The organism is Brucella pseudogrignonensis, assembly GCF_032190615.1.
Lineage (GTDB): Bacteria > Pseudomonadota > Alphaproteobacteria > Rhizobiales > Rhizobiaceae > Brucella > Brucella pseudogrignonensis_B.
The window spans coordinates 911,082-923,966 of sequence record NZ_JAVLAT010000001.1; the positions used below are offsets into that span (position 1 = coordinate 911,082).

The following is a 12,885-nucleotide window of genomic DNA, read 5'->3' on the forward strand; positions in this document are numbered from 1 at the left end:
CCCGGAGTTTCCTCCGGGCTTTTTCTTTATGACTTAGGCGTCAGTTTCAACAACCGGCCCGGATTATCGTCTTCGATCACCCAGATCGCACCATCAGGCGCAACCGCCACATCGCGGATGCGATTTTCCATCGCAAAGCGCTCTGCTTCATTCGGCTGACCATCACTATTGATCGTGACGCGGATCAATGCCTGCGATGAAAGCCCAGCAATCAGCGCAGAACCATTCCAATCCGAGAACTGCTTGCCCTTATAGAAAGCCAGTCCGCCCGGTGAAATCACCGGCGTCCAGAACAGCATCGGAGCCTCAAAATCCGGTCGTGTGCTGTGCCGTGGAATAGGTCTGCCGCTATAATTGTCGCCATTGGAAACAACCGGCCAGCCATAGTTCAAACCCGGCTTGATGAGATTGAACTCATCGCCACCGCGCGGTCCCATCTCATGCTCCCAGAGCTTGCCATCAGGCGCGAAAGCAAGCCCATAGGGATTGCGATGCCCCATGCTCCATGTCAGCGCTTTAACGCCCTCTTCTGATGCATGTGGATTGTCTTTTGGAACAGAACCATCAAGATTCATGCGCAAAATCTTACCCATTGGTGCATTTTCATCCTGCGCAGTAGCAGGGATCATCCGATCACCGACCGACAGAAACAGATGCTTTTTATCGGGCGAAAACGCGATCTTGCCACCGGGTTGTCCGCCCTTTGCAACCGCCGACTGTTTCCAGATTGCCTCAAGGTTCTTAAACTCGGCCTTGCCTTTGCCTTCAGACAAATTGGCACGCACCAGCACAAGACTGCCGCCACCATTTTCCGGCATGACATAGGTGAAGTAAATTGCCTTGCTCTTGGCAAAATCAGGCGCAGGCAGGATGTCCAGAAGACCGTTCTGATCACTGGCCAAAACTTCCGGCACGCCAGTAACTTCAGTCTTATCACCCTTCTCGGTTACGACAAAAATCTTGCCGCCCTTTTCAGTGAGGATCAGTTTTCCGCCCGGCAGAAATGCAATCGCCCATGGTGTGTCGAATTCTGCCACGGCTGCAACATTAAAAGGTAACTCTGCGGTCGCCTCCCTGCTTCCTGCATTGATGCTCTCTGCAAAAACGGTGTGAACCGGAAGCGCGATCATCGAGGCAGCCAGCATGAATGGCAGGCTTAACAGGGCACGTCGCATCTCTCCTCCTATAACTGATAGTATTTAAATGGGATTTTTCACCGCCATTTCAAAACCCAATTATGGCTAAAATGACTGTTAAGCTGTGAAAATATCAATAAAAACTCACGCTAATCGATAATTTTAGTTTTCAGCGAAATGAAATCCGACGACCACCGCCATAGCGAAAATTGCAAACACGGCGATCTTCCAGAAATCACCGCGTTTTTTCAGTCCCGGCCAGCCCAGCGGCTTGATAATATGCAGAGCCATGAGGGCTACAAGCAGCACCGGCAGAATTTTGGTCACGAAGCACCTCTCATACCTCCTTGTGACGTAGCAACGGGCCTGCTGCAAGTCTGATCACTGCTTTCCCGACTGTGATATTTTTATTCATCTTTAGTTTGATGGACGAAACTTCGCTCATCAGCTTACACTCACCCCCGGAAGAGATGAAAAGCGCGTGGAGGAGACAAGGCCAACAAGCCAAATCTTGCACTTTCATCCAACATATTATCGCAACGCTTTTATAGGCTATCGGCCCGTCAACGCGTGCGTCTGGGAGGAACAGCATGACATCGAAATATGCGCAGACCTATGCTGCATGGCAGAACGACCCGGAGGAGTTCTGGGCGAACGCGGCCAAGGCCATTGACTGGTTTAAGCCATGGAATCAGGTTTTTGCGAACGATGAAGGCGTCTATGGGCGCTGGTTTAAAGGCGCCGAATGCAACACCTGCTATAATGCGCTCGACCGTCATGTCGCAAATGGGCGTGGCGATCAGGTGGCACTCATCTATGAAAGCCCGATTACTGGTTCCGTACGCAAGTTCACCTATCGCGAATTGCTGGAAGAGGTAGAAGCGCTTTCCGCCGTCATGCTCGACAATAACGTGAGCAAAGGCGACCGTGTGCTTATCTATATGCCAATGGTACCGGAAGCAGCGATCGCAATGCTGGCCTCAGCGCGTATTGGCGCCGTGCATTCCGTCGTGTTTGGTGGCTTTGCTGCCAACGAGCTTGCGACCCGTATTGACGACGCAAAGCCAGTGATGATTATCGCAGGCTCCTGCGGGATTGAGCCAACCCGTATCGTGCCGTATCAGGCCATGCTCGACAAAGCGATTGCCACTGCCCGTCATAAGGTCGAACATTGCATTATCCTTCAGCGCGACCAGCATCCGTATAATCTCGTTGAAGGACGCGACATTGATTACCGCACATCCGTCGATGCTGCACGCGGTCGTCACGTTCCCTGTACGCCGCTTGATGCTATTGATCCGCTTTATGTGCTTTATACATCCGGCACCACAGGTGAGCCCAAAGGTGTCGTGCGCGACAATGGCGGACATATGGTGGCGCTTGCATGGTCGCTGAAGCATGTCTTTGGCGTTGAACCGGGACAAGTCTTCTGGGCCGCGTCTGATGTGGGCTGGGTCGTCGGCCATTCCTATATTGTGTATGCGCCACTGATTGCCGGTGCCACCAGCATCCTTTTTGAAGGTAAGCCAGTCGGCACGCCCGATGCAGGCACCTATTGGCGCATCATCTCTGAACATAATGTGGAAGTGATGTTCACCGCACCAACGGCTTTGCGCGCCATCAAAAAAGACGATGCTGACGGCAATTTCGTGCGCAAATATGATCTTTCCAAATTACGTGCGCTCTATCTGGCAGGCGAACGTGCCGATCCAGACACGATCCACTGGGCAGAAAATCTGCTCGGCTGTCCGGTAATCGACCATTGGTGGCAAACAGAAAGCGGCTGGCCGATGGTCGCCAACCCGCTCGGCCTTGGGCTACTTGAAACCAAATATGGTTCACCAGCAGTTTGTCTACCCGGCTATGATATTCAGGTGCTCGACGACGCAGGCCACGAAGTCGAACGCGGACAGCTTGGAAATATCCTGATTAAGTTGCCCTTGCCACCGGGGTGCCTGCCGACCTTGTGGAATGCCGATGAACGCTTTCGCAAAGCCTATCTCAACGAATTTCCCGGCTATTATAAAACCGCCGATGCGGGCTATATGGATGATGATGGCTATCTCTACATCATGAGCCGCACCGATGACATCATCAATGTCGCGGGCCACCGTCTCTCTACGGGCGCCATGGAGGAAGTGCTTTCCAGCCATCCGGATGTTGCAGAATGCGCGGTGCTTGGCATCTCCGATTCTGTCAAAGGTCAGGTGCCTTGCGGCTTTCTGGTGCTGAAATCCAATATCGACCGCGATAGCCATGAAGTCGAAAAAGAGTGCGTCAGCATGATTCGCGATGCCATCGGGCCGGTCGCAGCTTTCCGACTGGCTCTCACGGTGAAACGTTTGCCAAAGACCCGATCCGGCAAAATTTTACGCTCAACAATTCAGAAAATCGCGGATGGTGTGGAATGGAAAATGCCTGCAACCATTGATGACCCGGCGATTCTCGACGAGATCAGCACGGTTCTGCGCGAACGTCACATCGGGCTGGCTTTTGTTTAATTTATTGATCATGCATTGACCGGCGAAAGTCGCCGGTCCACTCTCCGGCAAAATTCGGAGAATAATATATGCAGTTAGAAGGCAAGGTCGCGATCATCACAGGAGCTGCGCGCGGCATCGGCTATGCCATTGCCAAACGCTTTCTGATGGATGGTGCCAGCGTTGTTCTATCAGATATTGACGGATCAGAAGCTGCAAAGGCCGTCAGAGATCTGGAGCAATATGGCAAGGTCCTGTCGATTGCCTGCGATGTGGGTGACAAGCTCGACATTCACAATCTGCTGACCTATGCGACAACCAATCTTGGCGAGATCGATATTCTGGTCAACAATGCCGGTATCGTGCATCAGGCCGATTTTCTTGATCTGAAGGAAGACGATTTCGACCGGGTGGTGCGCGTTAATCTCAAGGGTGCATTTCTCTGTGGGCAGTCTGTTGCAAAACGCATGGTCGCACGCGTGGAAGCCGGTGGCGATGCTGGCAAAATCATCAACATGTCGTCCATCAATGCCATTTACGGCCTACCAGAACAGCTCGCTTATTCTGTCTCCAAAGGCGGCATCAACCAGCTGACACGCACAATGGCAGTGGCACTTGCCAAATGGGGTATCCGCGTTAATGCGATTGGCCCCGGTTCGATTGAAACCGATATGCTTGCTGCGGTGAATAAAGACAAGGAAGCACGCAAAAAGATAATCGACCGCACGCCATTGGGCCGAATCGGTCAAGCCGCTGAAATCGCAGCAATTGCTTCATTCCTGGCATCCAATGAGTCGAGTTTCATCACCGGTCAGACCATTTATGCTGACGGCGGACGCCTGCCGCTCAGCTACACGGCAGAACCGCGATTTAAACCCTAAGCAACAGCTTTACTCCTGACAGAAAGTTGTCAGGAGCACTATGCCATAGTGCATTCTTACAGACGAGGGATTTCACCATGGCATTCGCAATCGCACCACTGCTCGCAATTCTGAAGGAATACAGGCGCAGACAAAACGAACGTCGGCACTACATTCTTACACAGCGCGCACTCGATGAACTTCCGGGCGAACTGCGTAAGGATATGGGCTGGCCAGATCGCTATCTGGAACAGCGTAAAGCAAAACAATGTAACGGAGAATAAGCTCGGAATGCGCCGCGCAGACCGCCTATTCCAGATTGTTCAGCACCTGCGCGGGGGCAGGCTTGTTACCGCACGGCAGCTTGCCGAACGGCTGGAAGTCTCCGAACGCACCATCTATCGCGATATAGCCGATCTTCAATCAACGGGTGTTCCTATCGATGGAGAGGCTGGTGTCGGCTATATTCTGCGTCAGGGGTTCGAGCTGCCGCCGCTGATGTTTACGCGCGATGAAATCGTAGCACTGGTTGCAGGTGCGCGCCTGATTCGTGCATGGGGTGGTGTTTCCATGGCGCGGGGTGCCGAGGAAGCACTTGTAAAGATTGAAGCCGTACTGCCCAAGGAAGAGCGCGCGCGCATTACCAGCACGCAAATCCATGCGCCGTCCACGTCCATTAGTGTGGATGAACGACGCATTATTGATGCAGTCGAACGCGCGGTTGATGAAGGCACCGTGCTCAGCATCCGCTATCGAGACCTTGAAGCCCGTGAGAGTGAGCGTGACATCCGTCCGCTTGGTCTTTGGTTCTGGGGTAAGGTCTGGACTGTGATCGGCTGGTGCGAATTGCGCAATGCTTTCCGCACTTTTCGCACAGATCGCATCATTGCCGCTGACAAATCTGGTCGCACATTCCGTTCAGAACGCGGCAAAACACTGGCTGACTTCTATCGGCTTATGGAGTTAAGCGAGTGGAATTCCTTTAAAGATTAAAGCGTCATCCAGCTTAAAAAGAAAAACCCGCCAGACCGGCGGGTTTTCTGTATTCAGTCGAAGAAAATATTATTCTTCGTCTTCATCCGTGTTTGTGTTCTTCAATGAAGAAAGCTTTGCGAAAACCTTTTCCGCATCCAGCTCTTCTTCTTCAGGAGCCGCATCGCGGTAATCAAAGTTTTCGGTCGCGGATGCGGGCAACAATGTGCTGTCAGATTCGACAACAGGACGGCTGCGTGCTGCGCGATCAACTTCTAGATCAAGATCAATCTGCGAGCAAAGACCAAGTGTTACCGGGTCCATTGCGGTCAAGGTTGCCGAATTCCAATGGGTACGGTTGCGAATCTGCTCGATGGTCGACTTTGTCGTTCCAACCAGACGCGAAATCTGCGCATCCTTCAATTCAGGATGGTTGCGAACCAACCAGAGAATCGCATTCGGGCGATCCTGACGCTTTGAAAGCGGGGTATAACGTGGACCCTTGCGCTTGGCTTCTGGCACGCGAACCTTTGGCTCAGAGAGTTTCACACGATGATACGGGTCTTTTTCGCCCTTCGCGATTTCTTCGCGCGAAAGCTGACCGGTGATCACCGGGTCAAGTCCCTTGATACCCTGCGAGGCCTCACCGTCCGCAATAGCCTTCACTTCGAGCGGATGCAGCTTGCAAAGAGCCGCGATCTGATCAAAGGACAGAGCCGTATTATCAACGAGCCAGACTGCCGTTGCCTTCGGCATAAGAAGCTGGGTGGCCATTAGATATAATCCTCTTGTTCGTCCGCTCCGGTAGGGCGGGCCGTGGGAAAAACCACAAATTCCGGGAAATCACGGTCTATATATATTTTTTTTGAGCGCAGAGCAAGAAACTGCTGCCATCCCATCCCATGTTCTCTTTTCATTGAACAAAATCAGGCGACTTCGAGCACGATCTTGCCGATATGCTGACTGCCCTCCATGCGCTCATGCGCCTGCCGCGCATCTTTCAACGGAAAGGTCATATCCATCACCGGCGCAACCTTCCGTTCCGTCAGAAGCGGCCAGACTTTTGCTTCCAGTTCACGCGCAATACCTGCTTTGAAGTCCACTGAACGTGATCGCAATGTCGAACCAGTGTGGGTGAGACGCTTGGTCATCAGGAGTGCAAAATTGGCTGTAGCCTTTGCACCATTGAGAAAAGCAATCTGTACAATACGGCCATCTTCAGCGGCAGCTTTATAATTGCGATCAACATAATCGCCGCCAACCATATCAAGAATAACATCGGCGCCCTTGCCGTCCGTCATTTCTTTCACTACGGCAACGAAATCTTCATCACGATAATTCACCGCGCGGTCGGCACCGAGCTTGAGACAAGCTTCACATTTATCAGTGGAGCCAGCAGTAATAATCACCTTCGCACCAAAAGCCTTGGCAAGCTGAATGGCCGTCGTGCCAATGCCGGATGACCCGCCATGGATCAGCAGTGTCTCACCTTTTTTCAGCCCGCCGCGCTCAAACACATTGTGCCAAACGGTGAAGAAGGTTTCGGGGATCGCCGCCGCTTCACTGTAGCTATAGCCGGATGGCAACGGCAGAGCCGTGCTTTCATGCACCGTGGCATATTCTGCATAACCACCACCGCCGAGCAATGCCACGACCGCATCGCCAATGCGATAGCGCTTCACCCCCTCCCCTAGTGCTACAACATCACCGGCAATTTCCAATCCCGGAATGTCGGACGCTCCCGGTGGCGGGGCGTAACTCCCTTGTCGCTGCAACACATCGGGACGGTTCACACCCGCAGCGCGAACCCGCACCAGTATTTCGCCAGCTTTCGGCTGAGGAACTGCGCGCTCAACAGGTTGCAATACATTTGCGTCACCCGGCTGCAGAATTTCGATTGCAGTCATGTGGGAAGGCAATTCAGCCGTCATGATCAAAGCTCCTGTTTCGTCCCATCGTCGCATAAATGCCGCACATAATGGCATCCTAGGCAAATTTGGCGAAATCATCATCGATTTCTGGAAATATATATGCGAAGATTCAAGGTGTTAAATCTTTTCTGTCTTTATAAGCGCAGCCTATAGCGCATCCCGCAAAGTGCGAAGCGGTTTTCGGAATAAGGTGCGCGTAAAACAAAAAGATTGAGCATTTCGCACGGTCAAATCTAAACAAGAAATGCTCGAGACTCCGGAGGAAGGCCATGAGCGGTTTTGACGAAGATATTACAAAACCACGCAACAGTGTGGTTCTTAGCGATGAAGAATTATCGCTGTTGTCGGTTATCGAAATCGACCAGCACATCGCTTTGCTCCAGTCTGAAATAGAACGTCTAAAAGCCGAGAGGCTAAAGAAGGGAGACAGCCGCGCTGCGGCGGAAGCTCTTTTCCGTTGAGACTGCGCTGTTTCCTCATCACTGACAAAGCGAAGTAGCAGCTATGCGGCTTCATAAAATCCCGGGAACGTGATCTTGCGCATTTATATTCAGGTTCTGGCGCTGCTCTGCGGCACAGCCTTTCTGTTAATGGCCTCCGGCCTGCATGGTCTGCTTCTGCCATTACGCGGCGGACTCGAAGGCTTTTCTGTCGCATCACTTGGTATGCTCGGCACCACATGGGCAGGTGGCTTCGTTGCTGGTTGCCTGTTTGCACCGCGTCTTGTGCGACGTGTCGGCCATGTGCGCGCTTTTGGCTGTTTCGCAGCCTCCGCAGCAATCATTGCCCTTCTATCCGGCATCTATATCGATGCAGTATCCTGGATAATCTTACGCACTTTCACCGGGTTCTCAATGGCCGGCGCTTTCATGGTCATTGAAAGCTGGCTCAACGAGCGCGCCACCAATGAATCGCGTGGCAAGATTTTCGGCCTATATATGATGGTCAACTATGGTGCGACCATGAGTGGCCAGATGATGGTGGCCAACGGCGATATTCGTTCTGATCACCTTTTTATGATCACTGGCATTTTGTTCTGCCTGGCACTGATCCCAACTGCCATGTCCACTGCCGTCAGCCCCAAACCACTGACCGAAGTGCAACTGGACCTCAAAGCACTCTATCGCAATTCGCCTGCCGCATTTGTTGGCTGTATCCTGATCGGCATTGCAAATGGTGCATGGGGAACGCTAGGCGCGGTATTCGGCGCAAAATCCGGCATTTCTACCGCCGAAATAGCCCTGATGGTCAGCGTTACAATTGCCGCAGGGGCCTTGATGCAAATACCTGTGGGCCGTATCTCCGACCTGATAGACCGGCGTTATGTGCTGGCTGGCGTCGCTTCCCTGGCAGCACTTGTCGGTCTGGCCGCTTTCATTATTGGGCCGTCAAACGGCACAGTTATCATCATTATGACCGGTTGCTATGGTGCGCTTGCCTATGCTCTTTATCCGGTCGCAGTCGCTCATGCCAATGACCACGCCACATCTGAAAGCTTTGTGAAAGTGTCGAGCGGACTGCTGCTGCTTTATGGCTTTGGCACTATGCTTGGGCCATTGCTGGCTGCAGCTTCGATGGATATTTTCTGGCCATCGGGACTGTTTGCCATCACAGCGCTCGCGCATATTTCGATAACAGCCTATGCATTGTTTCGTTCACGCCGACGTGCATCTGTACCGAAATCTGAAAAAGAGCAGTTCAAGAGCATGCCATCAGTGAAAAGCGCAACGCCTGAGGGGATGAATCTCGACCCACGGGCGGAAGGCGAAGCGAATTAAATAAAGATGTTCGGCGGCTGTAACGCAGCCGCCAATATCTAAGGGATGATTGTTTGCATCGCTATCCAGATCACGATCTTTAGAGCGCCGATCTGATTTAATCAGATTGCAACACGCTCTAGTTTAAGCGGAAACGGAAAACGAAACTATATCAACAATTTAAGAGTGTTGAGCTTCGGACTAGGGGATCAGTGACGCGTCACCTGAGTTTTCAGTTTTTCAATCTGCTCTTTAAGAGCCAGCTTCTTGCGCTTGAGAGACGTAACATGCAGGTCATCAATTGCCGGTGACGCTAAAGCTTCGGAGATTTCCTCTTCCAAAGCGCCGTGCTTCTGTTCAAGCGTGGCAAGATGGGACTCAATAGCCATCATCAATTCTCCTTCGATTGATTTAACCAAAAGAACAGAGCCACGTCGCGTTTTGCCAACAAATGGCTCCATCCGCTCTCACCTGCGCAAACGCCCGGTAGTACACCTCCTGCTATCCGGGCCAATTACGCAGTCCCGGCTGCCATTCAACAGTTTCGTTAGCAACCGTTATTCATGACAGAACAATGACACTGTGGCATGAGTTTGATGCAAAGTCGAATTTGTTTTGGTAGGATTTTCCAATCACGAAAAATGTGATAAAGGCTTCGCCTGAAACGGGTCTGCACCAGTCTGGAGCGGCCCGTGATATTATTTTTAAGAAATGGGGCAAACCGCATGTCCGATCAGGATCAGGCCGAAATCAGATTGGCCGTCGCACGTCTGAAACAGGAACACGCGGATTTTGATGCAGCCATCGATGCTATGATGCAGGTCGGCTGCGATCAGCTGCGCATACAGCGCATGAAAAAGAAAAAACTCGCAATCAAAGACAAGCTTCAGGAACTGGAAGATCAGGTTATCCCTGACATCATCGCCTGAGCATCACATAAAAGACGTTTCATAGCCGGGGTTCGCCCGGCTTTGTTTTTCATTCCATGATCTCAAGAAGCAGGACGGATCAATGAGCAGAAGTGCAGATGTCGCAATCATTATGGGAAGCCAATCCGATTGGGAAACAATGCGCCATGCCGCTGATACGCTTGACGCATTGGGCATATCTTTCGATGCCCGCATTGTTTCGGCACACCGTACTCCTGATCGCCTCGTTTCTTTTGCCAAAGGCGCAAAAGCCGAAGGCTTCAAGGTCGTGATTGCTGGCGCTGGCGGCGCTGCCCACCTCCCCGGCATGGCCGCAGCAATGACCCCGCTCCCAGTCTTTGGCGTTCCGGTGCAGTCGAAGGCACTTTCTGGTCAGGATTCGCTTCTGTCTATCGTGCAGATGCCAGCCGGCATCCCGGTCGGCACACTCGCCATCGGTCGCGCTGGCGCAGTCAACGCAGCGCTCTTATCGGCAGCAGTCCTTGCGCTTTATGACGACGCTCTTGCAGCCCGTCTTGACGAATGGCGCACCGCCCAGACCGAAAGCGTTGCAGAACGCCCATCCAATGAGGTCTGATATGACACATTCAGCATTGAAGGCCGGTTCTACAATCGGAATCATCGGCGGGGGCCAGCTTGGCCGTATGCTCGCTATGGCGGCTGCACGCCTTGGTTATGAAACCATCATTCTGGAGCCGCAAGCCGATTGCCCGGCTGCTCAGGTGGCAAATCGCCAGATTATTGCTGCCTATGATGACCCGGCAGCGCTGGCACAGCTTGCTGCAGCGTCTGATGTCATCACCTATGAGTTTGAGAACGTGCCGGTATCAGCCGCCGATAAGCTTGCAGAATCGGCGCTCGTATTTCCGCCACCAGCAGCGCTTGAGATTTCGCAGGATCGCTTTACCGAAAAGCAATTCCTCAATGAAAGCGGTATCGAAACCGCACCGTGGCGTCTCGTTGACGATGAAGAATCGCTCATAGCAGCGCTCGGAGCACTAGGCGAACGCGGTATTCTGAAAACTCGGCGCCTCGGCTATGATGGCAAGGGACAAGTCCGCCTCACATCGCTCGACGAAAGCGAAGCGAAAAACGCACTTCACGCGATCAAGCACGCACCAGCAATCCTTGAAGGCTTTGTTGCTTTTGAGCGCGAAGTCTCTGTGATTGCAGCGCGCGACCGTAGCGGCAATGTTGCGATCTTCGATATTTCAGAAAACGTCCATAACGACGGCATTCTATCGACCTCGACGGTTCCCGCAGCAATCTCGGCTGAGACAGCTGACACCGCCAGCAAGGCCGCTGAGAAGCTTCTCCATGCACTTGATTATGTCGGTGTGCTTGGTCTTGAGTTTTTCGTTCTTGCTGACGGAACGCTGCTTGCCAATGAATTTGCACCGCGCGTGCATAATTCCGGTCACTGGACGGAAGCTGCCTGCGCGATCTCGCAGTTTGAACAGCATATCCGTGCCGTTGCAGGGCTGCCGCTTGGCGACACGGTGCGCCATTCCGATTGCGTGATGGAAAACCTCATCGGCGACGATATTGAGCAGGTTACGGCGATTCTCGCAGAATCGAATGCTGTGCTGCATCTCTATGGTAAAAAAGAAGCCCGCCCGGGCCGCAAAATGGGTCATGTGACCCGCATCCACCCTCGCGCGCGTTAAGCATTGCGCAGGAATCGATCAGATTCCTGCGTTAGCAGGCCCTGCGGCAAGATTTTCGGGACCAGTCTTCGTGAATCTGCGGCGCAGGAGTTGACATTCGGCTGAAATATTGTGTATTTCGGCCAACCCTTCGGGCAGGAATACTGCCTGTAACCAATTGGCGCCTTGGGCGCCTGTTTTTATGCCGCCCCGCGACACGTGCTGTCGATGGGCCCAACCAAGACCGGTGATTGACATGAAGATCAAGAATTCGCTCAAGGCGCTCAAGGGCCGTCATCGTGACTGCCAGCTCGTTCGTCGTAAGGGCCGCGTTTACATCATCAATAAGACTGCTCCGCGCTTCAAGGCACGTCAGGGCTAATCTTATTTCTGATTTTGCATTTGACGTTTCGCTACGTATAATAAACATTATGCGTATGCGGAACGTTTTTGCTTATCCAATACACTTCACGCTCCTATCAGCCTTTAGCGCAGCTCTGCTGATCACCAGCCCTGCGCTCGCCGATACGAAGCCTAAGCTGACCGCCCCTATCCTGCCTGTGCAGACGGGTGCCGACAGCGAACAAAAGCCCACTCCCAAACCTCAAGAACAAGCAGACCAGACGCCTGAAGAGCGGCTCGATAAGCTTTTTGCTGATCTCAAGCGCACCTCCGATGCGACCAAGGCTCGTCGCCTGACGATCCAGATCAATCAGATCTGGCAGCAATCTGGCAGCGCCACGGTGGACCTTCTAGTGCAATGGGCCAATTCAGCGATGCTTGAAAAGCGCTATACGTCAGCGCTCGATTTTCTCAATGAAGCCATCGCGATCAATCCCGATTATGCGGAAGCATGGAATCGTCGTGCGACGGTCTATTACCTGCGCAATGACTATACGCATGCCATGTTTGACATCAATCGCACGCTGGAGCTTGAGCCGCGCCATTACGGCGCACTAACTGGCATGGCGGATATTCTGCGCGCTCGTGGCCTCAAGGAGCAAGCTCTGAAGGCCTACGAGAAAGCGCTCGAAGTTAATCCGATGATGCGTGATGCGCAGAAGAATCTGCTCGATCTCACGGAAGAGCTGAGCGACACCCGCACCTGATTCTCTGACAGAGATACAAACAAAAACGCGCCCCGAAAGGAGCGCGTTTTTTCTTGTACATCAGG

General features: G+C 52.7%; 16 protein-coding genes. 11 read left to right on the forward strand and 5 right to left on the reverse strand.

The window, feature by feature from the left end; genetic code table 11:
* Positions 1 to 26: 26 nt before the first annotated feature.
* Positions 27 to 1,175 (reverse strand): PQQ-dependent sugar dehydrogenase, encoded by a 1,149-nt coding sequence (locus tag RI570_RS04475; RefSeq protein ID WP_313827184.1) that lies wholly within the window; start codon positions 1,173 to 1,175, stop codon positions 27 to 29.
* A 123-nt stretch (positions 1,176 to 1,298) separates the two neighbouring features.
* Positions 1,299 to 1,463, reverse strand: coding sequence for a hypothetical protein (locus RI570_RS04480; RefSeq protein WP_313828640.1), 165 nt, complete (start codon positions 1,461 to 1,463; stop codon positions 1,299 to 1,301).
* A 263-nt stretch (positions 1,464 to 1,726) separates the two neighbouring features.
* Between RI570_RS04480 and RI570_RS04485 the strand changes: the two genes are divergently transcribed.
* The 4 genes from RI570_RS04485 (at position 1,727) to RI570_RS04500 (ending at position 5,469) form a co-directional block, all read left to right on the forward strand.
* Positions 1,727 to 3,637 carry a propionyl-CoA synthetase gene (locus RI570_RS04485; RefSeq protein WP_313827185.1) on the forward strand — a complete coding sequence of 637 codons (1,911 nt, stop codon included), beginning with the start codon at positions 1,727 to 1,729 and terminating at the stop codon, positions 3,635 to 3,637.
* A gap of 68 nt (positions 3,638 to 3,705) precedes the next feature.
* A complete protein-coding gene (locus RI570_RS04490; RefSeq protein ID WP_313827186.1) occupies positions 3,706 to 4,497 on the forward strand; it encodes an SDR family oxidoreductase in 792 nt (263 codons plus the stop codon).
* A gap of 77 nt (positions 4,498 to 4,574) precedes the next feature.
* The gene (locus RI570_RS04495; RefSeq protein ID WP_313827187.1) at positions 4,575 to 4,760 is read left to right on the forward strand and encodes a hypothetical protein; all 186 of its coding nucleotides are present in this window, start codon (positions 4,575 to 4,577) and stop codon (positions 4,758 to 4,760) included.
* 7 nt (positions 4,761 to 4,767) lie between these two features.
* Positions 4,768 to 5,469 carry a YafY family protein gene (locus RI570_RS04500; RefSeq protein WP_313827189.1) on the forward strand — a complete coding sequence of 234 codons (702 nt, stop codon included), beginning with the start codon at positions 4,768 to 4,770 and terminating at the stop codon, positions 5,467 to 5,469.
* Positions 5,470 to 5,538: 69 nt separating this feature from the next.
* On the opposite strand, the gene RI570_RS04505 is transcribed toward RI570_RS04500, so the two are convergent.
* Positions 5,539 to 6,222, reverse strand: coding sequence for a DUF1013 domain-containing protein (locus tag RI570_RS04505; protein WP_313827190.1), 684 nt, complete (start codon positions 6,220 to 6,222; stop codon positions 5,539 to 5,541).
* A 152-nt stretch (positions 6,223 to 6,374) separates the two neighbouring features.
* Complete coding sequence (locus RI570_RS04510; RefSeq protein ID WP_313827191.1) at positions 6,375 to 7,379, reverse strand: NAD(P)H-quinone oxidoreductase; 1,005 nt, start codon at positions 7,377 to 7,379, stop codon at positions 6,375 to 6,377.
* Positions 7,380 to 7,648: 269 nt separating this feature from the next.
* On the opposite strand from RI570_RS04510, the gene RI570_RS04515 reads away from it, so the two are divergent.
* Both RI570_RS04515 and RI570_RS04520 read left to right on the forward strand, forming a co-directional pair.
* Positions 7,649 to 7,840 carry a DUF1192 domain-containing protein gene (locus tag RI570_RS04515; protein ID WP_313827192.1) on the forward strand — a complete coding sequence of 64 codons (192 nt, stop codon included), beginning with the start codon at positions 7,649 to 7,651 and terminating at the stop codon, positions 7,838 to 7,840.
* Between the two features lie 75 nt (positions 7,841 to 7,915).
* Positions 7,916 to 9,157 (forward strand): MFS transporter, encoded by a 1,242-nt coding sequence (locus RI570_RS04520; protein ID WP_313827193.1) that lies wholly within the window; start codon positions 7,916 to 7,918, stop codon positions 9,155 to 9,157.
* Between the two features lie 188 nt (positions 9,158 to 9,345).
* Here the strand turns inward: RI570_RS04520 and RI570_RS04525 are convergent, their stop codons facing one another.
* Entirely contained in the window at positions 9,346 to 9,528 is a 183-nt protein-coding gene (locus RI570_RS04525) for a YdcH family protein (RefSeq protein WP_187544002.1), read from the reverse strand.
* A gap of 333 nt (positions 9,529 to 9,861) precedes the next feature.
* Here RI570_RS04525 and RI570_RS04530 point away from each other — a divergent pair, with 333 nt between their 5' ends.
* The 5 genes from RI570_RS04530 (at position 9,862) to RI570_RS04550 (ending at position 12,820) form a co-directional block, all read left to right on the forward strand.
* A complete protein-coding gene (locus RI570_RS04530) occupies positions 9,862 to 10,065 on the forward strand; it encodes a YdcH family protein (protein WP_187544001.1) in 204 nt (67 codons plus the stop codon).
* A gap of 82 nt (positions 10,066 to 10,147) precedes the next feature.
* Complete coding sequence (gene purE / locus RI570_RS04535; protein WP_313827194.1) at positions 10,148 to 10,642, forward strand: 5-(carboxyamino)imidazole ribonucleotide mutase; 495 nt, start codon at positions 10,148 to 10,150, stop codon at positions 10,640 to 10,642.
* A 1-nt stretch (position 10,643) separates the two neighbouring features.
* The gene (locus tag RI570_RS04540) at positions 10,644 to 11,732 is read left to right on the forward strand and encodes a 5-(carboxyamino)imidazole ribonucleotide synthase (protein ID WP_313827195.1); all 1,089 of its coding nucleotides are present in this window, start codon (positions 10,644 to 10,646) and stop codon (positions 11,730 to 11,732) included.
* Positions 11,733 to 11,967: 235 nt separating this feature from the next.
* Positions 11,968 to 12,093, forward strand: coding sequence for a type B 50S ribosomal protein L36 (gene ykgO / locus RI570_RS04545; protein WP_075657282.1), 126 nt, complete (start codon positions 11,968 to 11,970; stop codon positions 12,091 to 12,093).
* Between the two features lie 37 nt (positions 12,094 to 12,130).
* Positions 12,131 to 12,820, forward strand: a complete 690-nt coding sequence (locus RI570_RS04550) for a tetratricopeptide repeat protein (RefSeq protein ID WP_409558646.1) — start codon at positions 12,131 to 12,133, stop codon at positions 12,818 to 12,820.
* Positions 12,821 to 12,885: the final 65 nt, after the last annotated feature.

Bases quoted from the DNA above. Each gene is read 5' to 3' on its own strand.
- RI570_RS04475 (WP_313827184.1), bottom strand. From the start codon at position 1,175: ATGCGACGTGCCCTGTTAAGCCTGCCATTCATGCTGGCTGCCTCGATG.
- RI570_RS04485 (WP_313827185.1), top strand. From the start codon at position 1,727: ATGACATCGAAATATGCGCAGACCTATGCTGCATGGCAGAACGACCCG.
- RI570_RS04490 (WP_313827186.1), top strand. From the start codon at position 3,706: ATGCAGTTAGAAGGCAAGGTCGCGATCATCACAGGAGCTGCGCGCGGC.
- RI570_RS04495 (WP_313827187.1), top strand. From the start codon at position 4,575: ATGGCATTCGCAATCGCACCACTGCTCGCAATTCTGAAGGAATACAGG.
- RI570_RS04500 (WP_313827189.1), top strand. From the start codon at position 4,768: ATGCGCCGCGCAGACCGCCTATTCCAGATTGTTCAGCACCTGCGCGGG.
- RI570_RS04505 (WP_313827190.1), bottom strand. From the start codon at position 6,222: ATGGCCACCCAGCTTCTTATGCCGAAGGCAACGGCAGTCTGGCTCGTT.
- RI570_RS04510 (WP_313827191.1), bottom strand. From the start codon at position 7,379: ATGACGGCTGAATTGCCTTCCCACATGACTGCAATCGAAATTCTGCAG.
- RI570_RS04515 (WP_313827192.1), top strand. From the start codon at position 7,649: ATGAGCGGTTTTGACGAAGATATTACAAAACCACGCAACAGTGTGGTT.
- RI570_RS04525 (WP_187544002.1), bottom strand. From the start codon at position 9,528: ATGATGGCTATTGAGTCCCATCTTGCCACGCTTGAACAGAAGCACGGC.
- RI570_RS04530 (WP_187544001.1), top strand. From the start codon at position 9,862: ATGTCCGATCAGGATCAGGCCGAAATCAGATTGGCCGTCGCACGTCTG.
- purE (WP_313827194.1), top strand. From the start codon at position 10,148: ATGAGCAGAAGTGCAGATGTCGCAATCATTATGGGAAGCCAATCCGAT.
- RI570_RS04540 (WP_313827195.1), top strand. From the start codon at position 10,644: ATGACACATTCAGCATTGAAGGCCGGTTCTACAATCGGAATCATCGGC.
- ykgO (WP_075657282.1), top strand. From the start codon at position 11,968: ATGAAGATCAAGAATTCGCTCAAGGCGCTCAAGGGCCGTCATCGTGAC.